Consider the following 25455-nt stretch of genomic DNA (forward strand, 5'->3'; position numbering starts at 1 on the left):
GGTTGCCTTGAATTTTACCGGCGCCACGCCACCTGTCGGGAACAGCCATGCCAGAGAACACCGAAGCCATAGCAGACCTGAAGAAAGTCGACCCGATCGGGCCGGCGAAACAGGGCGAATTCATCCGCTATCCCGACTCGCCGTTCGAGCTGTTCCAGCCTTATCCGCCGGCAGGCGACCAGCCCGCGGCCATCGACGGCCTGGTGGCCGGGGTGCTCGACGGCGAGGTGTACCAGACGCTGCTGGGCGTGACGGGCTCGGGCAAGACTTTCACCATGGCCAACGTGATCGCCCGGCTGGGCCGCCCGGCCATCGTGTTCGCGCCCAACAAGACGCTGGCGGCGCAGCTCTACAGCGAGTTCCGCGAGTTCTTCCCGAAGAACGCCGTCGAGTACTTCGTGAGCTACTACGACTACTACCAGCCCGAGGCCTACGTGCCGCAGCGCGACCTGTTCATCGAGAAAGATTCCTCGATCAACGAACACATCGAGCAGATGCGCCTGTCGGCCACCAAGAGCGTGCTGGAGCGGCGCGACACGGTGATCGTGGCCACGGTGAGCGCCATCTACGGCATCGGCACGCCCGAGGACTACATGGAGATGCGGCTGATCGCCCGCGTGGGCGACAAGGTCGGCCAGCGCGACCTGATCTCGCGGCTCATCCGCATGCAGTACACGCGCAACGAGCAGGACTTTGCCCGCGGCACGTTCCGGGTGCGCGGCGACACCATCGACGTGTTTCCGGCCGAGCACAGCGAGCTGGCGATCCGCTTCGAGCTGTTCGACGACGAGATCGAGTCGCTGCAGCTGTTCGACCCGCTCACCGGGCGCATCCGCCAGAAGGTGCCGCGCTTCACGGTGTACCCGTCGAGCCACTACGTGACGCCGCGCGACAAGGTGCTGGCGGCGGTCGAAACCATCAAGATCGAGCTGGCCGGCCGGCTCAAGGAACTGACTGGCGCGGGCAAGCTGGTCGAGGCGCAGCGGCTGGAGCAGCGCACGCGCTTCGACCTCGAAATGCTGGCCGAAATCGGCCACTGCAAGGGCATCGAGAACTACACGCGGCACCTTTCGGGCGCGGAGCCTGGCGACCCGCCGGCGACGCTCACCGACTACATGCCGAAGGACTCGTTGATGTTCCTCGACGAGAGCCACCAGATGATGGGCCAGCTCAGCGCCATGTACAACGGCGACCGGGCGCGCAAGGTCACGCTGGTCGAGTACGGCTTTCGCCTGCCGAGCGCGCTGGACAACCGGCCGCTCAAGCTCGAGGAGTTTGAGAAGCGGGTGCGCCAGTGCATCTTCGTGTCGGCCACGCCCGCGCAGTACGAGAAGGACCATGCCGGCAACATCGTCGAGCAGCTGGTGCGGCCGACCGGGTTGATCGACCCCGAGGTCGAGGTGCGCCCCGCCACGCACCAGGTGGACGACGTGCTGGGCGAGATCCGCATCCGCGTCGAGAAGAACGAGCGCGTGCTGATCACCACGCTGACCAAGCGCATGGCCGAGCAGCTCACCGACTACCTGAGCGACAACGGCGTGAAGGTGCGCTACCTGCACAGCGACGTCGACACGGTCGAGCGGGTGGAAATCCTGCGCGACCTGCGCCTGGGCTCCTTCGACGTGCTGGTGGGCATCAACCTGCTGCGCGAGGGGCTGGACATTCCCGAGGTGTCGCTGGTGGCGATCCTCGATGCCGACAAGGAAGGCTTCCTGCGTGCCGAGCGCTCGCTGATCCAGACCATCGGCCGTGCGGCGCGCAACCTGAACGGCAAGGCCATTCTTTATGCCGACCGGATGACCGAGTCGATGAAGAAGGCCATCGGTGAAACCGAGCGCCGCCGCACCCGGCAGATCGCTCACAACGAGGCGAACGGCATCACGCCGCGCAGCATCGTGAAGCAGGTGCGCGACCTGATCGACGGCGTCTACAGCGAGAAGACCGGCAAGGAAATGGCCAAGCTCGACCTGGAACGTGCCAAGGTCGAGGACATGAGCGAGAAGGACATCGCCCGGGAAATCAAGCGGCTCGAGAAGCAGATGCTGGAGCACGCCCGCAACCTCGAGTTCGAAAAGGCGGCCCGGGTGCGCGACCAGCTGGCGCTGCTGCGCGAGCAGGCGTTCGGGGCGTCGGGCGGCGACAACATCGCCGGTTTGGCGTCCTGATTTCGGCTAGGCCATAAGTTCGCTTTCTTCAAGCGAGCCGCGCTGGGGTTTACCCGAGCAGATCTCAGGGGCTTCTGCTATACTTGACCGAAATACTCAACAACAAAGAACTTCGCGATGAAGGACCGACTCCTACCGGCTGGTTCACCAGCGTCGGGGTCGGGCAGGGCGGAGACGAAGTCACCGCGGCCCAAGGCTGTGGTGTCATTTCAACGGTAAGCACTTGAAGGAGCTTGCGATGCGTCTCACTACCAAAGGCCGTTTTGCGGTCACAGCAATGATCGATCTGGCGTTGCGTCAGAACACCGGTCCGGTCACGCTGGCTGCGATCAGCCAGCGGCAGCAGATTTCGTTGTCGTACCTCGAACAGCTGTTCGGCAAACTGCGCCGCCACGAGCTGGTCGAATCGACCCGCGGCCCCGGCGGCGGCTACAGCCTCGGACGCAAGGCGGCGGACATCACGGTCGCCGACATCATCGTGTCCGTCGACGAGCCGATCGATGCCACGCAGTGCGGCGGCAAGGAAAACTGCCTCGGTGAGCAGGGTCGCTGCATGACGCACGAACTCTGGGCCTCGCTGAACCAGCGCATGGTCGAGTTCCTCGACTCCGTCACGCTGCAGAAGCTGGTCGACGACCAGATCGCCAAGGGCGTGCAGATCGAGAACAAGCCGGTCGTCAAGCGCGCCATCTCGGCCCAGCCGGTGGTCAAGCCCATCCGCGTGAACGCACCGAATTCGGTCTTCGCCCTCGGCAACGTCTTCGCGAAGTCCTGACCCCGATGAGTCCGGCGATGCCTGCGGGCATCGCCTTGAGTTTGCCCTGATCCCAGAACACAACCCCCCACGCCAGCCCGAGCCAGCCATGGACGTCACTCCTCATTTCCCGATCTATCTCGATTACGGCGCCACCACGCCGGTCGACCCGCGTGTGGTCGACGCCATGATTCCCTGGTTGCGCGAACATTTCGGCAACCCGGCATCGCGCAGCCACGCCTGGGGCTGGGAAGCCGAAGAAGCGGTCGAGAAGGCGCGCGGCCAGGTGGCCGACCTGATCAACGCCGACCCGCGTGAGATCGTCTGGTCGTCGGGCGCCACCGAGTCGATCAACCTGGCGCTCAAGGGCGCGGCCCACTTCTACAAGGGCAAGGGCAAGCACCTGATCACCCTGAAGACCGAGCACAAGGCCGTGCTCGACACCATGCGCGAACTCGAGCGCCAGGGCTTCGAAGTGACCTACCTCGACGTCGAGGAAAACGGCCTCGTCGATCTCGAGAAGTTCAAGGCGGCCATCCGCCCCGACACCATCCTGGCCAGCGTGCTGTTCGTGAACAACGAAATCGGCGTGATCCAGGACGTGGTCGCGCTGGGCAATGCCTGCCGCGAAAAGGGCGTGATCTTCCACGTCGACTCGGCCCAGGCCACCGGCAAGATCGACATCGACATCACGAAGCTGCCCATCGACCTGATGAGCTTGGCGTCGCACAAGACCTACGGCCCCAAGGGCATCGGCGCGCTGTACGTGCGCCGCAAGCCGCGCATCCGCCTCGAAGCGCAGATGCACGGCGGTGGCCATGAGCGCGGCATGCGCTCGGGCACGCTGCCCACGCACCAGATCGTCGGCATGGGCGAGGCCTACCGCATCGCCAAGCTCGAGATGAAGGACGACATCGCCCATGCGGCCCGCCTGCAGAAGCGCCTGCTCGACGGCCTGAAGGATGTCGAACAGGTCTTCATCAACGGCGACCTCGAGCGCCGCGTTCCGCACAACCTGAACATGAGCTTCAACTACGTCGAAGGCGAGTCGTTGATCATGGGCATCAAGGGCCTGGCGGTGTCGTCGGGTTCGGCCTGCACCTCGGCCAGCCTGGAGCCCAGTTATGTGCTGCGCGCCCTGGGCCGCAGCGACGAGCTGGCCCACAGCAGCCTGCGCATGACCATCGGCCGTTTCACGACCGAAGAAGAAATCGACTACGCCATCTCGACCATCAAGCACAACGTCGCCAAGCTGCGCGAGCTGAGCCCCCTGTGGGAGATGTTCCAGGACGGCGTCGACATCAGCACGATCCAGTGGTCGGCCCACTGACCCAGGCCAGCCCAAGGCTCCACGATTGAACAAAGTTTGAGAGGTACACCATGGCATATTCTTCCAAGGTCATCGACCACTACGAAAATCCCCGCAACGTCGGTTCCTTCGAAAAGGGCGACGACTCGGTAGGCACCGGCATGGTCGGCGCACCGGCTTGCGGCGACGTGATGAAGCTGCAGATCAAGGTCAACCCCGAAACCGGCGTGATCGAAGACGCACGCTTCAAGACCTACGGCTGCGGCTCGGCCATCGCCTCGTCGTCGCTCGTGACCGAATGGGTCAAGGGCAAGACGCTCGACGAAGCGGCAGCCCTCAAGAACGCGCAAATTGCCGAAGAACTGGCACTGCCGCCGGTCAAGATCCACTGCTCGATCCTCGCGGAAGACGCCATCAAGGCGGCCGTGAGCGACTACAAGGCGAAGCACGGCGCCAAGACCACCGAGTCGACCGCCGAAGCTGCTGTTCACTGAGATGGCCGTCACGCTGACCGAAGCCGCTGCGCGCCACGTCACCCGCTACCTCGGCAAACGGGGCAAGGGCGTGGGCGTGCGGCTGGGCGTGAAGACCACCGGCTGCTCGGGCCTGGCCTACAAGCTCGAGTACGTCGACGAGTTCACGCCTGAAGACGTGGTGTTCGAAGACCACGGCGTGAAGGTGCTGGTCGATCCGAAGAGCCTGGCCTACATCGATGGCACGCAGCTCGACTTCGTGCGCGAAGGCCTGAACGAGGGCTTCAAGTTCATCAACCCGAACGAACGCGACCGCTGCGGCTGCGGCGAAAGTTTTCGCATCTGATGCGTCGTCGCTGACCGCGACCACAGCCGCCACCATGTCATGTGCTGGCGGTTTTTTCTTGCCATGAATCTGAACGACACTGACTTCCAACTGTTCGCCGTCCCGGCGACCTTCGCGCAGGACCGCGCCGTGCTCGACGCGCGCTGGAAGGAGCTGCAGCGTGAGGTGCACCCGGACCGCTTTGCCGCGCAGGGTGCCGCCGCGCAGCGCGTGGCCATGCAGTGGTCGGTGCGCATCAACGAGGCCTACCAGCGGTTGAAAGACCCGATCCGCCGCGCGAGCTACATCTGCGAACTCAACGGCGCACCGCTGAATGCGGAGAACAACACGGCGATGCCGGGTGCCTTTCTGATGCAGCAGATGGAATGGCGCGAAGCGCTCGACGACGCCCGCGACATCGCCGCCGTCGAGGTGCTGCAGGAGGACGTCGAAACCACGCGCGCCCGCGCACTCTCGTCACTCGACTGGCTGATCGACGAGAAGGGCGACTACCCCGGCGCCGTGCAGCAGGTGAGAGCCCTCATGTTCATTGAGCGCTTCAGCCAGGACGTCGAAACAAAACTCGATCAGTTGGGACAATAAGCCCTTATGGCTCTTCTTCAGATTTCCGAACCCGGCCAGGCGCCCGACCCGCACCAGCGCCGCATCGCCGTGGGCATCGACCTGGGCACCACGCATTCGCTGGTGGCCTCGGTGCGCAATGGCGTGGCCGAGTGCCTGCCCGACGACCAGGGCCGCGTGCTGCTGCCCTCGGCCGTGCGCTACCTGGACGGCGACCGCCGCCAGATCGGCTTCGACGCCGTGGCCGCGCGCGCGCAGGACCCCGCCAACACCATCACCTCGGTCAAGCGGCTCATGGGCCGCGGCTTGTCCGACATCGCGAACCGCGACGCCATGTCGTACCGCATCGGCGGTGACGACGGCGGCATGGTCAAGGTGCAGACCTCGGCCGGCGAGAAGTCGCCCGTCGAGATCAGCGCCGAGATCCTGGCCACGCTGCGCTACCGTGCCGAAGACACCTTCGACGACGAGCTCTACGGCGCCGTCATCACCGTGCCGGCCTACTTCGACGAAGGCCAGCGCCAGGCGACCAAGGACGCTGCGCAGCTCGCGGGCCTGAACGTGCTGCGCCTCATCAGCGAGCCGACGGCCGCCGCCATTGCCTACGGCCTGGACAATGCCAGCGAAGGCGTCTACGCGGTCTACGACCTGGGCGGCGGCACCTTCGACATCTCGATCCTGCGGCTCACGCAGGGCGTGTTCGAAGTGATCGCCACGGGTGGCGACTCGGCCTTGGGCGGCGACGACTACGACCATGCCATCGCCGATTTCGTGCTCGCGCAGACCGGCCGCCAGGCCGGCAGCGACAACGACCGTGCCGCGATGCTCGTGGCCGCGCGTGCCGCCAAGGAAGCACTGACCGATGCCGAGTCGACCCTCTTCAGCGCCGCGCTGGCGGGCGGCAAGGCCGAGTTCACGCTGACGCGCGCGCAGTTCTTCGCCGCCACGCAGGCGCTCACCGACCGCACCCTCGCGGCCGTGCGCAAGGCGTTGCGCGACGCGAAGCTCAAGCCCGAAGCGTTGCAGGGCATCGTGCTCGTCGGCGGCTCCACGCGCATGCCGCAGATCCGCAGCGCGGTGGCCGCCTATTTCGGCCGCGAGCCGCTGATCAACCTGAACCCCGACGAGGTCGTGGCGCTCGGCGCCGCGATCCAGGCCAACCAGCTGGCCGGCAACAACGGTGCGGGCGAGTTGCTGCTGCTCGACGTGATCCCGCTGTCGCTCGGCATCGAGACCATGGGCGGCCTGGTCGAGCGCATCGTGCCGCGCAACCAGACCATCCCGACCGCGATGGCGCAGGACTTCACCACCTACCAGGACGGCCAGACCGCGTTGGCGTTGCACGTGGTGCAGGGCGAGCGCGACCTCGTGTCCGACTGCCGCAGCCTCGCGCGCTTCACGCTGCGCGGCATCCCGCCGATGGCGGCCGGCGCGGCGCGCATCCGCGTGACCTTCACCGTCGACGCCGACGGCCTGCTGAGCGTGAGCGCCAAGGAGCAGGGCAGCGGCGTCGAGGCCAGCGTGGCGGTCAAGCCGTCGTACGGCCTGTCGGACGACCAGATCGCGACCATGTTGCAGGAAAGCTTCTCCACCGCCCAGCAGGACATGCAGGCCCGTGCGCTGGTGGAATCGCGCGTCGATGCCGACCGCATGCTGCTGGCCACGCAGAGCGCGCTCGATGCCGACGGCGACCTTCTGAGCGCCGAAGAACGCGCTGCCATCGACGCCTCGATGGCGCGGCTGCGTGAAGTTGCCAAGAGCAGCAACGAAGCTGCCGCGATCGAAGCCGCCACGAAGGCGCTGGCCAACGACACCGAAGCCTTCGCCGCCCAGCGCATGAACGCGGGCATTGCACGCGCGCTCGCGGGCCGCAAGGTCGAATCCCTGTAGACAGAACCATTTCATGCCCACGATCAAGATCTACCCGCATCCCGAGTACTGCCCGCAAGGCGCCGAGATCACCGCGCCCGCCGGCACCTCGATCTGCGAGGCCCTGCTCGACAACGACATCAACATCGAGCATGCCTGCGAGATGAGCTGCGCCTGCACCACCTGCCACGTGATCGTGCGCGCGGGCTTCGACTCGCTGAACGAAGCGGAAGAGGGCGAAGAAGATTTGCTCGACCGCGCCTGGGGCCTGGAGCCGCAATCGCGCCTGAGCTGCCAGTCGATCCTGGCGCAGGAGAATGTGACGATCGAGATTCCGAAGTACTCGATCAACCACGCCAAGGAAAACCACTGATGTCGCGCCAGATCGTTCTCGATACGGAAACCACGGGGCTCTCTGCCGAAAACGGCGACCGCATCATCGAGCTGGGCTGCGTGGAGCTGTTCGCGCGCAAGCTCACCGGCAACGACTTGCACATCTACTTCAACCCGGAGCGCGAGAGCCACGAGGACGCGCTCAAGGTCCACGGCCTGACCACCGACTTCCTGCGCGACAAGCCGAAGTTCGCCACGCTGGGCAAGGACATCATCGAGTACCTGCGCGACGCCGAGCTGATCATCCACAACGCGGCCTTCGACGTCGGCTTCCTCAACAAGGAATTCGAGCGCGCCGGCCTGCCGCCGCTCAAGACCTTCGTGAGCGAAGTGACCGACACGCTGGCCATGGCCAAGCTGGTCTACCCGGGCAAGCGCAATTCGCTCGACGCGCTGTGCGACCGCTTCGGTGTCGACCGCTCGAACCGCACCTTCCACGGCGCCAAGCTCGACGCGCAGCTGCTCGCCGACGTCTACATCAACCTCACGCGCGGGCAGGACGCCCTGCTGATCGACGTGGCCTCGAACGAGCCCGCGCAGGGCACGACGGTCGTGGCCATCGACCTGAGCCAGTTCGAGCTGCCGGTGATCGCGGCGGCCGAGCACGAACTCAGCGCGCACGAGGCCGTGTTGTCGCAACTCGACAAATCCAGCGGCGGAAAAACTTTATTTCGCCAAAACGGCTGAAAAGCTATGGCATAATCTGAGGCTTCGCACAACGCGATACGTGTTCAAGACACTGAACTCAAAAGCAGTGTCTCAGGGCGGTTAGCTCAGGGGTAGAGCACAGCATTCACACTGCTGGGGTCGGAGGTTCGAAGCCTCCACCGCCCACCATTTCAGACCTACGACAGACGGCACCATCAGGTGCCGTTTTCGTTTCAGGCGGCACCTTCGGGTGCCGTTTTTGTTGGTCCCGCGCAAATCCCGATGCCATTCAGGACGGGTCTGCCGCGCTCAGAAGGAGCGGCCTTCGCGGTTGCGCCGCAGGTCGGCCTCCACCATCATCGCGCACAGCTCCTCCAGCGTCGTCCGGGGCTCCCAGCCCAGCGTCTTCCTGGCATGCGACGCATCGCCGATGAGCAGTTCCACCTCCGCCGGGCGATAGAACTTCGGGTCGACCCTCACGAGGACCTTGCCGCTCTCGCGGTCGATGGCGACCTCTTCCTGCGCCGACCCTTCGAACCGGAGTTCGTAGCCCGCGGCCCTGAACGCCATGTCGACGAAATCCCGCACGGTTTCCGTGCGGTTGGTGGCGAGCACGTAGTTGTCCGGCTTGTCGGCCTGCAGCATGCGCCACATGCCATCGACGTATTCCTTCGCATAGCCCCAGTCGCGCTTGGCGTCCATGTTGCCCAGCGTGAGCACATCGAGCTTGCCGAGCCTGATCTTGGCCGCCGCGTCGGTGACCTTGCGCGTCACGAATTCGCGGCCGCGCAACGGGCTCTCGTGGTTGAAGAGGATGCCGCAGCAAGCGAAGAGCCCGTAGCTCTCGCGGTAGTTCATCGTCATCCAGTGGGCGAAGAGCTTGGAGACGCCGTACGGGCTGCGGGGATAGAAGGGCGTGTCTTCCTTCTGCGGAATGGCCTGCACATTGCCGAACATCTCCGACGTCGAGGCCTGGTAGTACCGGATCCCGCGGTCCGTCAGGCGGATCGCGTCGAGCAGGTGAAGGGTGCCCAGCCCGTTGATGTTCGTGGTGGCTTCGGGCTGGTTGAAGCTCGCGCCCACGTAGCTCTGCGCCGCCAGGTTGTAGACCTCGTCGGGCTGCGCATCGCGAATGAGCGTGATCGAACTGCCCAGGTCCGTCAGGTCGTACTCCACGAGATGAAGCTCCGGATGGTCCTGGATGCCGAGCGACTCGATGCGCCAGAAGTTCACCGAACTGGTTCGGCGGAAGGTTCCGTAGACGGTGTAGCCCTTGCCCAGCAGCAGCTCGGCCAGGTACGCCCCGTCCTGTCCGGTAATGCCAGTGACGACAGCACGTTTTTTCATGGCTTCAATGAGGTGAGAGGAAGGGAAGGGACGGGTCAGGCCGGCGCATCGACGCCGCGTTCGGCCGTGGGCTGCAGGGCCGCTTGCAGCGCGAGCGCTTCGCGCTTCTCGGCCGCGGGGCAGCGGCCGTAGGTGTCATCGAAGCGCACGATGTCGTCTTCGCCGAGGTAGCTGCCGGTCTGCACCTCGATCACTTCCAGCATCGTCTTGCCGGGGTTCTCCAGCCGATGGATGGTGCCCGAGGGCAGGTAGATCGACTCGTTCTCCCGCACCAGCAGCACTTCGCCGCCGCGCGTGGCCTTGGCCGTGCCCTTGACGACGATCCAGTGCTCGGCGCGGTGGTGGTGCATCTGCAGCGACAGCTTGCCGCCGGGCTTGACGGTCAGGTGCTTCACCTGGAAGCGCTCGCCGGTGTCGATGCTGTCGTAGGCGCCCCAGGGCCGCACCACGCGGCGATGCTCGGTGGCCTCGACCGTGCCCTCGCGCGCCAGCATGCGCACCACCTCGGCCACCTGTTCGGCGCAGTCCGCGCCCGCGACCAGCACGGCGTCCGGCGTGTCCACGATGATCAGGTCCTCGGTGCCCAGCGCCACCACCGGCCGGTGCGGCGCATGGACGAAGGTGTTGCGCGAGTTCAGCACGCTGCCCGCGCCGCTCACGCGGTTGCCCGCCTCGTCGGCCGGGTGCAGCTGGGCCACCGCGTTCCAGCTGCCTACGTCGCTCCAGGCGCCCTCGAAGCGCACCACCGCGACGTCGGCGTGCTTTTCGAGCACCGCGTAGTCGATGCTGTCGCTGCGGCAGCCTTCGAAGGCCTCGCGGTCCAGCCGCACGAAGCTGCCGTCGACCGACACCGCGGCGGTCGCGCGTTCGCAGGTGGCGAGGATGTCGGGCGCATGCGTGCGCAGGGCCGCGACCAGCGTGCGCGCCTGGACCAGGAAGATGCCCGCGTTCCAGCAGTAGTTGCCCTGCAGGATCAGCGTTTGCGCCACCGCCGCCGTCGGCTTCTCGACGAAGCGCGCCACCGCGTGGCTGGGGCCATGGCCCGTGGCCCCGGCCGCCTCGATGTACCCGTAGGCCGTGCTCGGAAAGCTGGGCGCGATGCCGAAGGTGACGATCTTGCCCGCCAGGGCTGCTTCGACGCCGCTGCGCATCGTGGCTTCGAACAGCGCCACGTCGGGAATGTGGTGGTCCGCGGGCGCAAAGAGCAGCAGGTCGTCGGGCTCGGCCAGCAGGGCTGCCGCGGCCATCGCGGCGGCCGTGTTGCGGGGCACGGGCTCGAGGATCTGGCGGCCCTGCGCGTGCGCGTTCTCGATCGCCTCGCGCACCAGGAAGCGATGCTCTTCCGACGCGACGCAGGTGATCGTCCGGTTCAGCGTGGCGAGCCGTTCGAGCGTGAGGTGCAGCAGGCTCTTGTTGCCCACGATCGGTGCGAACTGCTTGGGAAAGGCCTTGCGCGACAGCGGCCACAACCGCGTGCCGCTGCCGCCGCACAGGACCACGGGATGAATGGTGGGGGTGTTCATGGTGACCAGCCTTTGTGTGTGCAGTGGGTGATGAACCGGATCGCTTCGAGGGCGTGCCGCTCAGATCAGGCCCGTGTGAACGGCGAGGTTCACCGCCTGGGCGCGCGAATGCACATGCAGCTTCTTGTAGATGCTCTTGATGTGCACGTTGACCGTCTGGCCGGTGATGCCGAGCTTGGCGCCGATCTCCGCCGAGACGTAGCCCGACGCCACGTGGCGAAGGACCTGGCTCTCGCGCGGTGTCAGCGTCGTGTCGCGCGGCGGCGATGCGTCGTCGGCGGGCTGTGGCTCGCGGGGCTGGTGGTTCAGGCGGTGCAGCAGGCGCCGCGCGAGCCGCGGCGTGATGACGGCGCCGCCGTTCACCACGTGCAGCACGGCGTCGGCAAAGCTCTGCAGCCAGGCGTTCTTCAGCAGATAGCCTGTGGCGCCCAGCTCGAAGGCGCGCAGCACGTGGGCATCGTCCTCGAGCGCGGAGATCACGATGATCTCGCCGTTGCCATGGTGACGGCGCGCCTCGGCGATCAGCTCGAAGCCCATGCCGTCGCTGAGCCGCAGGTCGACCATCAGCACGTCGAACGCATGCGTGGCCAGCAGCTTGCGCCCCTCGCGGATGCTGTCGGCCTGGCCTTCGAGCTGGATGCGCAGGTCCGACAGCAACTCCTGGGCGATCACCCGGCGCATGTACTCGTCGTCGTCGATGAGCAGCACGCGCACCGGCGATTTTTCCTGGCCCGTCATGAAGTCCGGCCACAGCCTCGCGGCGGGCGCGCACACGGGGGCGGACGGGCCCGGGCGGCGCGGCGCCATCACGGCGGGGGTGGGGTCGCCAGAGGGTGTGAGCGTGTTTTCAGCCATGTTCTTGCCCCGGTTGAAGTGAGTGAGGGACGGCGGTCGGTGCGGCGCCGTCGGCGGCGCGGACCGGGAAGCCCGGCACCGGTTCGTCGAAGCCGCGCGGGTTCGCCAGCTGCCAGCGCCAGCTGTCGGCGCACATCTGGTCCAGGCTGCGCTGCGCGCGCCAGCCGAGCCGGTCCTGGGCGTGCTGCACGTCCGCCCAGTAGGCCGGGGCGTCGCCGGGACGGCGCGGACCGATGTGCACCGCGATGCGGTGCCCGCATGCGCGTTCGAAGGCCGCGATCACGTCGAGCACCGAGGCGCCGTGCCCCGTGCCCAGGTTCACCGTGAGCAGGCCCCGATGCAGCGTCGCGTACCGCAGGGCCGCCACATGGCCTTCGGCCACGTCCATCACGTGCACGTAGTCGCGCACACCGGTGCCGTCGTGCGTCTCGTAGTCGTTGCCGTGCACGACGACGTGCCCGCGCTCGCCCACCGCGACCTGCGAGACATACGGCACCAGGTTGTCGGGCGGTCCCTGCGGGTGTTCGCCCAGCAGGCCGCTCTCGTGCGCGCCGATGGGGTTGAAGAAACGCAGGCACGCGATGCCCCAGCGCGGATCGGAGCGGGCGAGGTCCGCGAGCATCCGCTCCACCATCACCTTGGAGCGCCCGTAGGGGTTGACGGCCGCGTACGACGCGCTTTCCCGGATCGGCGAGCGCGGGATGTCGCCGTAGACCGTGGCCGAGGACGAGAAGATCAGCGTGCGCACGCCGGCACGCTCCATGGCCCGCGCCAGCGCGAGGCTGCCCGCCACGTTGACGTCGTAGTAGCCGAGCGGGTCGCTCACCGAGCGGCTGACCGCCTTCAGCCCCGCGAGATGCAGCACCGCGTCGACCCCGTGCTCGGCGAACACGCGGTCGAGCACCGCTGCGTCGCGCACGTCGCCGCGCACCAGCTGCGGCTGCACGCCGCAGATGCGTGCCACGCGCTCCAGCGAACGCGGGTCGCTGTTGACCAGCGTGTCCAGCACCACCGGCAGGTAGCCGGCCGCGATCAACGCCACGCAGGCGTGGCTTCCGACGAAGCCGGCGCCACCCGTCACCAGAATCTTTGAGTGGGTCATGGTTGGGACTCGCGCAGTGGGGTTGGCGTGGCCGTGCCTCGGTCCGCCACGCAGCGAAGCAGCTCTTGTTCGAGGCGCGACAGGATGGCGTCCTGGTCGAGTTCCGTCTGCGCGAACGCGCGGCCCGCCGCACCGAGCGCTTGGCGCAGGCCCGGCGAGCACGCGAGCTGCGCGATCGCGTCGGCCAGCACGGCCGCTTCGCCCGGGGGCACCACGAAGCCACGGTCCGCGACCACGCGGGCGAGTTCGGTGCCGGGGTGCGCCGTGGCGATCACGGCCTTGCCGCTCGCGAACATGCCGGCCAGCTTCGAGGGCATCACGAGGTCGGCGGCATCGGCGCGCTGCGGCAGCACGTGGATGTCGGCCATGCCCAGCAATTCGTTGAGCCGTTCGGCGGGCTGCAGGTCGAGAAAGTGCACGCGGTCCAGGCCGGCGCAGGCCGACATCAGCGGGTCGCGGCTCGGGCCGTTGCCGCAGATGACGAAGTGAATGTTCTGCTGGTCGGCCAGCAGGCCCGCCGCGTCGGCCAGCAGCCCGATGCCCTGCTTGGCGCCCAGGCTGCCCGCATAGAGCACGACCACGGCATCGGGCGCAATGCCCAGTTCGACCCTGTAGCCGTCGGTTGCACCGGAGACCGGACGGATCGCCGAGACGTCCACCCAGTTCGGAAAGAGAACCAGCCGGCCTTCGCCGATGCCCTTGCTCCTGGCCTTGTCGACCATGGCCGCCGAAATGGTCGACACGCGGTCGAACCTCGCCAGCAGCCATCGCTCGAGCGACAGCGCGACACGCCGCACGCCAGCGCCGCGCACGAGGCCCAGGCCGAACGCCGCATCGACTTCGAAGTCCTGGATGTGCAGCCACGACCTGATGCCGAGCAGCTTCGCGAAGCACAGCACCGCGGGCGCGCAGAAAAGAGGCGGCTCCACGACGAATACAAGGTCGGGCTTCCAGCGCGCCTGCGCCAGCAGCAGCGGCAGGCTCGACAGCATGAACGAGCACAGGTGCGCCACGCGCGCCAGCGCACGCGGCTGCGAAGGCACCCAGGTGGGCGCGCGCCAGACCGTGAGGCCGTTGCGCCCGGTGGTCTTGCGGTAGGCCCAGGCCGAATGTCCCTCGAACACCGCCCAGTGCGGGAAGAAGGGCGGTGCCGCGATCACGCGCACGTCGTGGCCCCGGGCCTGGAGCCAGTCGGCCATCTCGCCCGAGTACTTGCCGATGCCGGCCAGCTCGGGCGCGAAGTTCATCGAGTACAGCAGGATCTTCACGGCGACCTCCCCAGGGCCGGGCGCAGCAGGCGCACGATCGGAAAGAAGCCGAACAGCGCGCGCATGCGCAGCTCGTACAGCACGAAGTCGGTGACGAAGGCGATGAAGAAGACGTAGTGCGGCTTGTCGGGAAAGAGCGAGATGACGACGCCATACGAAGCCAGCCGCAGCGCGAACTCCAGCAGCGTCCACCACCCGAGCGAGCCCATCGTGGCGTTCAGCGAGAGCATCGTTTCGTGGTGGACCGTGTAGGTCCTCAGCAGGAAGTACGGCGCGATGCACACGAAGATGTCGCGCGCCTCGGGGCCGAGCTTCAGCAGCGGCGCGGCCACCGCCATCAGCCCCGCCAGCCCCACGAAGAGCACGCAGCCGAGCAGGAACGAATGCCGCGCCAGCCGCAGCTTCTCGATCGTCAGGTTGGCCGCGTTGGCGTCCAGCATCGCCGGCGTCTTCGTGACGAGAAAGGCCTGCACGAACTGCGAAGGCGCCTCCGCGAGAAGGAAGGCCAGCTTGAACGCGCCCACGTAGCCCAGCGGCATGAAGAGCGCCACGAGCAGCAGGTCCGACTTGCGCAGCAGGAAGGTCAGCAGCGCATACACCGTGGCGCTGGCCTGCGACGCGAGCGCCAGCACGGGCGGCCCGGCCGGCGGCGCCGCGCCGTTCGCCGGCAGGAAGATGGCCGCGCCCACGAGCACCAAGGCCAGCAGATTGATGGCGAGCAGGTGCGCCACGCCGATCTCCAGGCCGAGCGCAGCGAGCGTCGCCACGCCCAGCACCAGCACGGTCGCGCGCACGCCCGACTCCAGGTTGAGCAGGCCCGCATGGCCCAGGCCCCGGCTGTACGACAGGCGCAGGCTGTTGAAGGCGAAGACCGCGAGCGACAGCACGATCAGCATGAAGGGCGCGCCGGCCACCGGCAGGCGCTGCGCCCCCACGACGCCGGCCGCGAGCAGTGCGGCCAGCGGCAGCCCGATCGCCAGCGTGCGCACCAGGTCGCCGCGCGTCACCCGGGGCGGCACGCTTGCGGCATTGCGCGAGAACAGCAGCGAACTGCCCAGCGTGCCCACGACCAGCGCCACTTCGAGCACCGACTGGTAGACGGAGTACTCGCCGAAGCGCGCGGGCGCCACCTGCGCCGCGATCAGGAAGATCGCCAGGAAACCCGACAGGTACACATACAGCCGCGACGCGAGCGCCCCCAGGCCCAGGCGCTGCGCCAGGCGGGCGCCGGGCAGGGCGAACGAGGTGCCGGCGGCGTGCTTCATGGCGTGCTCCCGTCCGCGGGGTGCTTCGGCGTTGGCGCGTCTGCAAAGCCCAGGGTGTCGGCCATGCGGCGCGCGCGCGACGCGATCCGGTGCGCGTTGTTCTTGGCCCGGCGCGCCATCTGCAGTGCCCAGGTGAGCATCGCAACGGTGTACACGCGGCGATGCAGCGCGGGCTGCATCGCCAGCTTGGCGGCGCCCTGGAAGTGCAGCGCGAGCACGCGCACCGTCTCGCCCACTGGCGTCTGCAGGCAGGGCTGGCCGTCGACGAAGGCCAGGCGCTTGGCGCCGCCGCGCACGCGGAACTCGCGCACGAAGTGGTTGGTGCCGCCGTTGACGTTGTGGTCGATCACCTGGCCGTCGAACACCCGGTTGATCGGCACCGTGTTGCCGCTGGCCTGCGCCCACAGGTACAGCAGCGTCATGTCGGACACTCCCCCGCGCACGCTGCGGGTCGCGAAGCGCTCGGCGATCTCGCGCAGCTGGTGCAGGCCCGAGGGCGTGCTGTACATGCGCAGGAGGCAGGCGACGAAGTCCTGCAGGCCGGCCGCCGTCCAGTAGCTCACGTGCGGCGAGATCTGGCAGGGGTTCCAGCCGTCGGTGGGCAGGATGCTGGAGCCCGAGAAATCGGCACTGCCCACCAGGCGCGCAATGTGGGCGCCGACGCCGCGAAACAGCAGCACGTCGCTGTCGATCAGCACGAAGGCGCGGCAGTCGGGGTGCGCCGCCAGGTGGTTCGCCAGGAGGAAGTAGCGCCGGAAGCAGATCTTCTCGAACGCCGGCGTGTTGCTCGACAGGTGCACATAGGCCTGGCAGAAGCGTTCGTATGCCGGTCCGGCGTCGGTGTCCGACAGGACGACTAGCTGCTCCTGCGCCATGGCCGCGGATTCGCAGCACAGGCGCAGGGCCGTGTTCTGGCGGTCTTCCACAACGATGAAGGGGAGGGCGTGGTCCATGGTCGGGCAAGCGGGTTGGTACGGGTCAGGGCCGCGCCGCGGTGGCGCTGCGTACCAGCGCGACGTGGGCGGGGAGAAAGTGGAAGTCGGCGTCCAGCGGCATGTCGAGCGTGAGCATTCCGCCCCGCGCGTTCGCGTCGCCGATCCAGCTGCGCAGCTGCGTCGCAGAGAAGCGCGGCGCACTCGGTTGGGCCCAGGAGGCGCCCAGCGGCGTCAGCACATGCAGCCGGAGTTCGGAGGGCGGTGAGGCCAGGCGTGCGGCGGGCTGCAGGTACTCGCCCGCCATGAGGTTCTGGCACGGCGCGCTCTTGAGACTGAAGCGCGCCGCCCCCTCGCCGGCATTGAAGGCCAGCCACCGGGTGGGTGCGCCGCTGCGCGCGGCCGCGCAGAACCGGTCCCAGTCGCGCGTCGTCATGCCCGTCGTGTTGTAGACACCGTCGAACCACCAGCCCGTGGCGAGTGGGCCGTAGTGCTGCGACCAGCTGTCGATCACGGCCGACCAGGCCGCGATGAAGCGCTGCGGCGGCGGCAGCTGTTCGGAGACATCGCCCAGGCACTCCATCAGGTAGGCATCCCCTTGCGGCGCGCGGAAGGGCAGGTAGAGGATCAGCGCGATGCCGTGGCGCCGCAGCGCGCGGCCGATCTCCATCGGCAGGTCGCGCGGCGAACGGTGCGCGGCGCTGCGCGGGCACAGCGCTTCGAGCGCGGCGTTCGGCGCGATGAACTGGCCGTTGTTCTGCCCGAGCGTCAGGATGAGATGGCTGGCGCGCATCTCGGCGAGCGACGCGGCGAAGGCGTCGACGTCGAAGCGCCCGATGGCGGCGATGGACTGCTTGTCCGGCAGGTAATGCACCATCACGCCGAAGCCGGGTACGCCCTGCGTTTCGGGAAGTGCTGCGACGGCGGGCTGCGCCCACCCGGCCAGCCCGAGCGCCAGCACCGCGAGCGTGCGAAGCAGGGAGCGTGCGCGGTTCGTCATGGCGTGGCCCTCGCCAGCGACGCGTCGCCGCGCTTCAGCCTGAGGTAACTCGCGGCCACCGCGCCCGGCGTGCAGGCCCGCGAGAGCGACCATGCGGGGCGCGTGCGCTGGTGGGCGGCCAGGTAGCGCTCGATGCCGCCGAGGCCGACGAATTCATTGCCGATGAAGAACGCGTAGCCCGCGAAGAGCTCGCGGTGCACCGGAAGGTCCGAGAGCAGCAGCGGCACGCCCAGCGTGGCCGCCTCGGCGGCCGACAGGTTGAAGCCCTCGAAGGTGGACAGCGAGATGAAGGCCGTCGCGCCCCGATACAGCCGCAGGAGCTCGTCCCGCGACACCAGCCCCCGGTGCCGCACGCAGCCGCGGAACGCGGGCGCCATGGCCGAGATCATGCGTTCGACCTCCTTGGCGCCGTTGCCGGTGATGTCGAGGTAGTCGACCAGGCCCTGGCGCTTCATGCGCACGAAGAGCTTCAGGATGCCCTCGAAGTTCTTGTGCGGGTAGTAGTGGTAGGCCGCGATCAGGTAGCGCCCGTCAGGCGCTGCCGTGCTGTCGGCGCTAGCGGCGACGGCACCCGCATCCACGGGATTGAAGATCACTGCCGGGTGCTCGCAGCGCCTGAAGTGCCGCTCGAAATCTTCCTGGCTGCTGCGGCTGATGAAGACCACGTCGGCGGCGCTGCGTGCGACGCGGTGCAGGTTCCAGTCGAGCCAGAGGCGCTTGCGCGCGCTGAAGTACTGCGGGTACGACTTGTACTGCACGTCGTGCACCACCACGATCGAATCCCGATGGCGGCCGAAGGGCGCCAGCAGCGAGAAAGGCAGGAAGTAGTTCGGGAACAGCGAGTACACGCGCTCCCCGTGCAGCCATCCGTGCACCAGGTGGACGTTGTAGAGCAGCGTGTCGAGGATGAAGCGGCTGATCTTCAGCCGCCGTGCGGCCGCGTACAGGTACGGATGGCGCTCGCTGATCGGCTGCACCTCGTGGCCCGGCGCGTCGCGCATGCTCTCGAGCAGCACCTCGGACACGTTCAGCACCCCACCCGCCGACGCGTTGAGCCGGATCGTGTCGTAGAAGAGGTAGGTGGCCATGGTCGCTCCTGCGTGCGTGCGTTCTCATGCGGTCGGCAGGCTGGCGCGCGCCGGGCGGGGGGCCGGCCTGCGGAACCACGCAGCGAGGCTGCCGGCGACGACGGCCGCGACCAGCCCCGAGACGGCGAACGGTCCCCAGCCCAGGATCGGCCCGCGCAGGAACGGCACGTAGGCCGCCAGCAGCACCAGCGCGCACAGGTAGCCGGCCGTCAGCGTGCGTTGCGGATCGACAGCCTTGTCGACGAGGCGAAAGAGCGCCGAGACCGCGAAGCCCAGCAGGGCCGGGCCCGCCAGTCCGAAGTCGAAGTAGGCGGTGGTGAAGGGCGGCAGCGACAGGTTGCTCTGCGAGAAGTTGCCCAGCACGGCCGGCCAGCCGAGCGGGTCGTAGCCCGGGAACATCTTCAGTTCGCGCGGCAGGATGAAGGAGAAGGCCGAGAGCAGGTAGCGCCCGTAGCCGAGGTCGGGCGAGGGCGCGCGCTCCAGGATGCCCGCGACGACGAACATCGCGTCGAAGTCCTGGCTGAAGGGGTACGACGCCAGCTCCGCGCCCCACATGGCGTCCCGCGAAATCAGGTTCAGCACCGGCCCCAGGCCCGCGATGGCGCCGAAGATCACGGCGGCGAGCGTCCACCGGTGGCGCCGCCCCAGGGCATGGATGAGCAGCGGCAGCAGCCCGATCAGGATGACCTGGCGCGCCGTGTTGACCGGGTTGGCGGCGATGGCGGCCAGTGCGAACGCGAGGCCCGCGACGCACCAGGCCCACAGCGTGCGCTGGCGTGTGGCGTGGATCGCGAGCGCCACGCAGCACAGCAGCACCATGAGCTTGGGCAGCGTGGAATAGACGATGTACTGGACCGGCGCGGCCTCCTCTTCGGAAATCACGCCGCGCGCCGTGAAGTTCATGTCGGGGCGCAGGAAGAGCATGGCGAACGCCACCTCCAGGCAGGCCAGCAGCAGGAAGGGGTGGGCGACGCCGGCGCCGAGTGCGCGGCGCGCCAGCCGGGGCGCGGTAGACGGCTCGGGCAGGCCCAGCCGTGCGGCCTCCACGCCGGCCATGTACAGCAGCACGAGCATCAGCCCCTGCGTGTGCGCGGCCTGCCCGACGATGCCGACCTCCCAGAAGTCGGTGTCGGTCGCGATCTGCATCGCCGGCGCCAGCGAGAAGTAGATGAGAACCGCCGTGTAGTGGATCAGCAGGAACACGCTGTCGCTGGCGGTGCCCAGCATCGACAGCTGCACCACCGTCAGCACGAACACCACCCCGTAGCCCCAGACAGGATCGATCAGCCCGCACAGCGCGGCGCAGACGATGCCGGACCAGAAGACGAGGGTTCTCATGGCGAGGTCCGTTTCTGCTTCAGGCGTGCTCGGCCTCTGTGGCGGTCCGGCGCGCCGTCTGGTAGTCCGCATAGGTGCGGCGCAGCCCTTCGGCCAGCGGCACGGTGGCGTGCCACCCGAAGCTGGCCGCGCGCGACACGTCCAGCAGCTTTCGCGGTGCGCCGTCGGGCTGGGCCAGGTCGTAGTGGATGCTGCCCTCGTAGCCCACGACCTCGCGGATGTGCTCCACCAGTTCGGCGATCGAGACGTCCTCGCCCGTGCCGAGGTTGATGTGGCCGCGCATCGGATCGGTGTGCTGGTCGTAGGCGGCGCGCGACAGGTTCATCACGTCCAGGCAGCCTTCGACCATGTCGTCCACGTACAGGAACTCGCGCCGTGCCCGGCCGCTGCCCCAGATCAGCACGCTCGGCGTGCGGCTGATCTTGGCCAGGTGAAAGCGCTGGATCAGCGCGGGCACCACGTGGCTGTTCTCCAGGTGGTAGTTGTCGCCGGGCCCGTAGAGGTTGCTCGGCATCACGCTGCGGAAGTCGACGCCGTGCGTGGCGCCGTACTGCCGGTTGTAGCTCTCGCACAGCTTGATGCCCGCGATCTTGGCGATCGCGTAGGGCTCGTTGGTGGGCTCGAGCTTGCCGGTGAGCAGGGCCTCTTCGCGGATCGGCTGTTCGGCCAGGCGCGGGTAGATGCAGCTCGAGCCGAGGAACAGCAGCCGCTTGACGCCGGCGAGAAAGGCCTGGTGCGTGAGGTTCGCCGCGATCAGCAGGTTCTCGTAGATGAACTGCGCGGGGTAGGTCATGTTGGCGTGGATGCCGCCGACCTTGGCCGCCGCCACGTAGACCTGGTCGATGCGCTCGGTCGCGAAGAAGCGCGCGACGGCCGCCTGGTCGAGCAGGTCGAGCTCGGCGTGGCTGCGCGTCACGACCTCGTGGCCGAGTTCGCCCAGGCGCCTCGTGAGCGTCTGGCCGACCATTCCGCGATGACCTGCAACATAGATTCGCATGGCGTTCTTTCAGTGAAGGAAGAGGGGGCTGCGGGTCTCAGCGCGAACCGCGCGCTCCGAGCACGACGCGGAAGGTCTTCAGCAGGATCACCACGTCGCGCAGCAGCGACAGCGTGGCGACGTACTCGGCGTCCATGGCGGCGCGGCGGCGGTAGCTCACCTCGTTGCGTCCGCTGATCTGCCACAGGCCCGTGATGCCCGGGCGCACGGCGCAGTAGTACGCCCAGTACGGGCCGTAGAGTTCCTTCTGCGCAAACATGCAGGGGCGCGGGCCGACCATGCTCATGTCGCCCTTGAGCACGTTCCAGAACTGCGGGAACTCGTCGATGCTGTAGCGGCGCAGGAAGGCGCCGAAGCGGGTGATCCGCGGGTCGTGCTCGAGCTTCTGGAACTTCTCCCATTCGCGCCGCGCCGCGTCGTTCTCGCGCAGGTGCCGGGCCAGCACGGCATCGGCGTCGGGCGCCATGGTGCGGAACTTGTAGAAGCGGAAGATCCGGCCGTCGCGGCCGTAGCGCGGCTGCACGTAGATGGCCGGGCCGCCCGAGGTCAGCAGCACGCCGAGGGCGATCAGCGCGTAGGCCCAGCCCAGGAACAGGAAGAAGGCGCCCGCCAGGAGGATGTCCATGGCGCGCTTGGCGGCCTGCAGGAGCCGCGAGCCGCCCACCGGCACGGGGCGTGCGGCGGTGCTGCGGTGCGGCGTGCGTGAAAGGTGCGTGCTCATGATGTCGCGCGCTCCGGTTCGGCGCGGGGGGTGTGCCCCAGCGCGGGCGGATAGATGTTCGGCGGCAGGCCGTAGGGCCCGTAGTCGTAGCCGTAGGCGTTGTGGCGTTGCCGCGCGTCCTGCGCGTTGAGCACCACGCCGTGGAACGCCGCGCCCACATGCGCCAGCCGCTTGGCACTCTCCACCAGGTCGCCCAGTTCGCTGTCGCCGGCGCGGGCCACGAGCATCAGGGTGCCCACGTCCGGTGACATCGCCACGGTCTCGGTCGCCAGCAGGATCGGCGGCGCATCGATGACCACGGCGTCGTAGAGCGCCGAGAGGGTCTCCAGCAACCGCGTGAACGCAGTGGAACCCATCATCGTGGCCGGATCGAGCGGCAGCTTGCCGGTGGTGATCACGTCCAGGTGCGGCAGCACCTGCGCATGCACCGCTTGCGCGAGCGTGGCGGTGCCGGCGATCAGCTCCGACAGGCCGGTGGTCGCCTTGAGCCCGAACTGGCTCGCCAGCTTGCCGCGGCGCATGTCGGCGTCGATCAGCAGCACGCGCCTGCCGGAGGCCGCCAGCACGGCCGAGAAATTCGCCGACAGGAAGGTCTTGCCCGCGCCCGGCGTGGCGCTGGTCAGCAGGATGCGGTTGTTCTGCGCGCCCGCCATCAGGAAGCCCAGCGCGGTGCGCAGCCTGCGCACGCCTTCGAGCGCCGGGTCGTCCGGGTGCGAGGCCGCCAGCAGCTTCACGCCGGGCTTGCCCTGGCGGATGGCGCGGTCGAGCGTGCCCTGCCGCGTGCTGAGTGCGATCGTGCTGTAGACGTTCAGGCCGGTGCGCATCTCGATCTCGTCGGGGGTGGCGACCGTGTTCTTGAGCACCTTGCGAAGCACCGACGTGACCGCGCCCAGGAACAGCCCCACGACCAGCGCCAGCGCCATCACGATCACCGCCTTGGGCCGCACCGGCTTCTCGGGCGACAGCGCCTGGTCGAGCACGCGCACGTTGCCGATGCGGCCTTCGCGGGCCAGGCGCATCTGCAGCGAGCTGTTCAAGAGCGACGAATAGAGCTCGGTGTTGACCTTGATGTCGCGCTGCATGCGCAGCGAGTTCTGCTGCAGCATCGGCATGCGGCGGATGCGGTTGTCCACGCCGCCCAGTTCCTTGCGCAACGAGGCGATCTGCGCGTCGAGCGTGATCAGCATCGGGTGCTGGCTGGTGAAGCGGCTCGCCAGGTCCAGGCGCTTCTGGCGCGCGTCGAGCAGCTTGGCCTGCAGGTCGACGTTCTGCGACAGCGCGTTGCGCGCCTCGTCGTCCAGGCTGATGGTTCCGTTCTGGTTGCGGTACTGGTTGTAGGCCTCTTCGGACTGTTCCAGCTGCTGCTTGAACTTGGGCAGCTCGGTGCCCAGGAAGTTCAGCGTGCGCTCGGCCTGCGCGGTCTTCTGGTCGATGTTCTGGCGCATGTACAGGCGCGCCACTTCGTTGAGCAGGTTCGCCAGGTGCTCGCGATCGTCGGTCTGCCAGCTCACGTCGATCACGCTGGACTGCTTGCCTTTCTCGATCACGCGCAGCTCGCGCTGCAGCTCGAGCATGGTGAGCTGCGTGGAATGCCGCGTCAGCTCGAAGGCGGCGCCGGGCCGGGCGTCGATCGAGGCCACGAGCAGGTGGACCGTTCCGCCCGGCACCGAGCTGTCCTGCGGCTCGCCGACCCGGCCGTGCAGCGGGGTGTCGAGGTCGGGGTGCGTCAGGGTGTAGGTGCCGTCCTTGCCAGTGGTCAGCAGGAATTTTTTGCCCTCGAGGGCCGGCGGCACGTCCATCTGCGCGACCGCGATCCGCTCGGTGCCCGACACGTAGCCGCGCATGCCGAGGAAGCCCGGCCTGGACAGCGTCTTGGAATGCCGCGCCATGAACGCGCCCACGACCGGGATGTAGTGCGGGCGTGCCTTGATGAACAGCTTGGTGTTCTCGATCGCCTGGCCGAGCACCATGCGCGACTTCAGGATCTCGGCCTCGCCCGAGGTCGGCGTCTTCACGCCCACGCCGTTGACCGCGGCATCGCCCGCGCCGCCGGGCGAGCGTTCGGCATCCTCGAGCTGGATCAGCACGTTCGCTTCGTACACGCGCGGCCCGAAGAGCGCGTAGCCCGCGCCCAGCACCAACACCGCGGCGGTGACCGAGGCGATCAGCCATCGGTTGTCCAGCATCAGGTCGACGTATTCCTTGAACCGCGAGTGCGGGCGCTCGGGTTCCGGGCTGTACGGTGCGGGAAGCGGGGGGTACCAACGCGCATTCATGGGCTTCACCTTCTTTGTCGTGTTCGGGCCGGGGCTGCGCGGCCTACCTGCTGCGGGCGGTGTCGCGCGCGAGGTTGATCACCTGGGCGGCGGGAAGGATCAGGTTGGCGACCCGGTTCCACGAGACCAGCGGCACGCGGTCGACGTAGACCACGTCGCGCGGCCGCAGCTCGAAGCGGTCGGCCAGCGCGAGTGCGGCCGGGTTCTTCGCGTTCAGGCTGAAGATCTGCGGCGTGTCGGGCGTCTGCGGCGAGTTGCGGATCACGTAGATCTGCCCGGGGTCGGCCGTGAGCAGGTCGGGCCCGCCCGCATCGCCGAGGGCCTCGTTCAGGCTCATGCGGCCGTTGCGCATCAGCAGCGCCGAGGGCCGCAGGATCTCGCCCATCACGTAGATGCGGCTGTCGTCCCGGCTGCCGACGTACACGATGTCGCCGTTGCGCAGCGGGATGTTGTTGGCGTCGGCGCCGAAGCGCTTGAGCTGCATCAGGTCGATGACCACCGTGCGGTCGCCGCGCGTGAGCGTCACATGCGAACGGTCGCCCCCGGCGGTGATGCTGCCCGCGCGGTTGAGCGCCTCGGACAGCGTCATCGGGATGTCCGTGAAGATCTGCAGCCCCGGCGTGCGGACCTCGCCCTCGACATAGGCGCGCTGGCTGCGGAACGACTGGATGCGCACGCTCACCAGCGGTGCCTTGATGATGCTGCCGATGCGCTTGGCGATCAGCTCGGACGCACCGCTTTCCGTCAGGCCCTGCAGCCGGGTGCGGCCGATGTAGGGAAAGCTGATCTCGCCCGCGGCATCGACGATGAAGCCCGGCGCCACGGTGACGCCGGTCGGGTCGCTCTGCTGCGCGATCACCGCGCCCAGGTTGGGCTGCAGCTCGGGGTTGTTGTAGACGGTGATGCCCACCACGTCCCCCGGCCCGATGGTGTAGGGCGCGGGCCGGCCGAACAGCGCCTTCACGTCGGGCGGGATGCCCGTGTTGCCGGCGAGTTGCGCGCGGACCAGCTCCGGCGTGATGGCCGCGATCCGGCCGCCGGCCGTGCCGTCGGCCGACTGCAGCGGGCCCGGCGTGCCGAAGCCGGGTGCGCAGCCGCACAAGCCGAGCGACAGCAGCAGCGCCATGGCACGCGACCGGAAGCGGCCACCGGGAAGGGCGCGGGCGCCCTCGGTGGCGAGGAGGCGCTCGCCGCGCGGGTTCGCTGGGGTTGCGGATGTCATGGC

General features: G+C 68.1%; 23 protein-coding genes and 1 tRNA gene. 10 read left to right on the forward strand and 14 right to left on the reverse strand.

What is annotated here, in order from left to right; all coding sequences use genetic code 11:
• The first annotated feature begins 47 nt into the window (after positions 1–47).
• The 10 genes from uvrB to AC1RLW_RS01720 all read left to right on the forward strand — a co-directional run bounded on the left by uvrB (position 48) and on the right by AC1RLW_RS01720 (position 8707).
• Positions 48–2165: an excinuclease ABC subunit UvrB gene (gene uvrB / locus AC1RLW_RS01675; RefSeq protein WP_493192051.1), complete on the forward strand. Its 2118-nt coding sequence runs from the start codon at positions 48–50 to the stop codon at positions 2163–2165.
• Between the two features lie 238 nt (positions 2166–2403).
• The gene (gene iscR, locus AC1RLW_RS01680) at positions 2404–2940 is read left to right on the forward strand and encodes a Fe-S cluster assembly transcriptional regulator IscR (RefSeq protein ID WP_056580055.1); all 537 of its coding nucleotides are present in this window, start codon (positions 2404–2406) and stop codon (positions 2938–2940) included.
• An 88-nt stretch (positions 2941–3028) separates the two neighbouring features.
• Entirely contained in the window at positions 3029–4249 is a 1221-nt protein-coding gene (locus tag AC1RLW_RS01685; protein ID WP_062473230.1) for an IscS subfamily cysteine desulfurase, read from the forward strand.
• Positions 4250–4299: 50 nt separating this feature from the next.
• A complete protein-coding gene (iscU, locus tag AC1RLW_RS01690) occupies positions 4300–4722 on the forward strand; it encodes a Fe-S cluster assembly scaffold IscU (protein WP_070061054.1) in 423 nt (140 codons plus the stop codon).
• Between the two features lies 1 nt (position 4723).
• Positions 4724–5047: an iron-sulfur cluster assembly protein IscA gene (gene iscA / locus AC1RLW_RS01695; protein WP_007828190.1), complete on the forward strand. Its 324-nt coding sequence runs from the start codon at positions 4724–4726 to the stop codon at positions 5045–5047.
• A gap of 63 nt (positions 5048–5110) precedes the next feature.
• A complete protein-coding gene (gene hscB, locus AC1RLW_RS01700; protein ID WP_493192052.1) occupies positions 5111–5629 on the forward strand; it encodes a Fe-S protein assembly co-chaperone HscB in 519 nt (172 codons plus the stop codon).
• Positions 5630–5635: 6 nt separating this feature from the next.
• Positions 5636–7498 carry a Fe-S protein assembly chaperone HscA gene (hscA, locus tag AC1RLW_RS01705; protein WP_493192053.1) on the forward strand — a complete coding sequence of 621 codons (1863 nt, stop codon included), beginning with the start codon at positions 5636–5638 and terminating at the stop codon, positions 7496–7498.
• Positions 7499–7511: 13 nt separating this feature from the next.
• Positions 7512–7850: an ISC system 2Fe-2S type ferredoxin gene (gene fdx, locus AC1RLW_RS01710; RefSeq protein ID WP_062473234.1), complete on the forward strand. Its 339-nt coding sequence runs from the start codon at positions 7512–7514 to the stop codon at positions 7848–7850.
• The gene (gene dnaQ / locus AC1RLW_RS01715) at positions 7850–8557 is read left to right on the forward strand and encodes a DNA polymerase III subunit epsilon (RefSeq protein ID WP_070061050.1); all 708 of its coding nucleotides are present in this window, start codon (positions 7850–7852) and stop codon (positions 8555–8557) included. Before fdx ends, dnaQ begins: the two co-directional genes overlap by 1 nt.
• A 75-nt stretch (positions 8558–8632) precedes the next feature.
• Positions 8633–8707, forward strand: a tRNA-Val gene (locus tag AC1RLW_RS01720).
• A 120-nt stretch (positions 8708–8827) separates the two neighbouring features.
• Here AC1RLW_RS01720 and gmd read toward each other — a convergent pair.
• Genes gmd through AC1RLW_RS01790 form a run of 14 tightly spaced genes read right to left on the reverse strand, consistent with a single transcriptional unit; the run spans position 8828 to position 25452 of the window.
• Positions 8828–9865 (reverse strand): GDP-mannose 4,6-dehydratase, encoded by a 1038-nt coding sequence (gmd, locus tag AC1RLW_RS01725; protein ID WP_493192054.1) that lies wholly within the window; start codon positions 9863–9865, stop codon positions 8828–8830.
• Positions 9866–9900: 35 nt separating this feature from the next.
• Positions 9901–11388: a mannose-1-phosphate guanylyltransferase/mannose-6-phosphate isomerase gene (locus AC1RLW_RS01730; RefSeq protein ID WP_139704947.1), complete on the reverse strand. Its 1488-nt coding sequence runs from the start codon at positions 11386–11388 to the stop codon at positions 9901–9903.
• A gap of 60 nt (positions 11389–11448) precedes the next feature.
• On the reverse strand, positions 11449–12195 hold the full coding sequence (locus AC1RLW_RS01735) for a LuxR C-terminal-related transcriptional regulator (protein WP_070061303.1): 747 nt from the start codon (positions 12193–12195) through the stop codon (positions 11449–11451).
• A gap of 40 nt (positions 12196–12235) precedes the next feature.
• Positions 12236–13345 carry a UDP-glucose 4-epimerase GalE gene (gene galE / locus AC1RLW_RS01740; protein ID WP_139704945.1) on the reverse strand — a complete coding sequence of 370 codons (1110 nt, stop codon included), beginning with the start codon at positions 13343–13345 and terminating at the stop codon, positions 12236–12238.
• Positions 13342–14613, reverse strand: a complete 1272-nt coding sequence (locus tag AC1RLW_RS01745; RefSeq protein WP_493192055.1) for a glycosyltransferase WbuB — start codon at positions 14611–14613, stop codon at positions 13342–13344. The genes galE and AC1RLW_RS01745 overlap by 4 nt, the downstream gene beginning before the upstream one ends.
• Positions 14610–15878 carry a polysaccharide biosynthesis protein gene (locus AC1RLW_RS01750; protein ID WP_493192056.1) on the reverse strand — a complete coding sequence of 423 codons (1269 nt, stop codon included), beginning with the start codon at positions 15876–15878 and terminating at the stop codon, positions 14610–14612. Before AC1RLW_RS01750 ends, AC1RLW_RS01745 begins: the two co-directional genes overlap by 4 nt.
• Positions 15875–16831, reverse strand: coding sequence for a hypothetical protein (locus AC1RLW_RS01755; RefSeq protein ID WP_493192057.1), 957 nt, complete (start codon positions 16829–16831; stop codon positions 15875–15877). The genes AC1RLW_RS01750 and AC1RLW_RS01755 overlap by 4 nt, the downstream gene beginning before the upstream one ends.
• A 25-nt stretch (positions 16832–16856) precedes the next feature.
• Positions 16857–17810 (reverse strand): hypothetical protein, encoded by a 954-nt coding sequence (locus AC1RLW_RS01760; RefSeq protein ID WP_493192058.1) that lies wholly within the window; start codon positions 17808–17810, stop codon positions 16857–16859.
• Positions 17807–18898 carry a glycosyltransferase gene (locus AC1RLW_RS01765; RefSeq protein WP_493192059.1) on the reverse strand — a complete coding sequence of 364 codons (1092 nt, stop codon included), beginning with the start codon at positions 18896–18898 and terminating at the stop codon, positions 17807–17809. The genes AC1RLW_RS01760 and AC1RLW_RS01765 overlap by 4 nt, the downstream gene beginning before the upstream one ends.
• 24 nt (positions 18899–18922) lie before the next feature.
• Positions 18923–20236, reverse strand: coding sequence for a hypothetical protein (locus AC1RLW_RS01770; protein ID WP_493192060.1), 1314 nt, complete (start codon positions 20234–20236; stop codon positions 18923–18925).
• Positions 20237–20255: 19 nt separating this feature from the next.
• Positions 20256–21233 carry a GDP-L-fucose synthase family protein gene (locus tag AC1RLW_RS01775; RefSeq protein ID WP_493192061.1) on the reverse strand — a complete coding sequence of 326 codons (978 nt, stop codon included), beginning with the start codon at positions 21231–21233 and terminating at the stop codon, positions 20256–20258.
• Positions 21234–21270: 37 nt separating this feature from the next.
• Positions 21271–21954, reverse strand: coding sequence for a sugar transferase (locus AC1RLW_RS01780; protein ID WP_493192062.1), 684 nt, complete (start codon positions 21952–21954; stop codon positions 21271–21273).
• Positions 21951–24230, reverse strand: a complete 2280-nt coding sequence (locus AC1RLW_RS01785; protein WP_493192063.1) for a polysaccharide biosynthesis tyrosine autokinase — start codon at positions 24228–24230, stop codon at positions 21951–21953. Before AC1RLW_RS01785 ends, AC1RLW_RS01780 begins: the two co-directional genes overlap by 4 nt.
• 43 nt (positions 24231–24273) lie before the next feature.
• Entirely contained in the window at positions 24274–25452 is a 1179-nt protein-coding gene (locus tag AC1RLW_RS01790) for a polysaccharide biosynthesis/export family protein (protein WP_062473261.1), read from the reverse strand.
• Positions 25453–25455: the final 3 nt, after the last annotated feature.

Source organism: Variovorax sp. GW822-FHT04A09 (assembly GCF_058801005.1).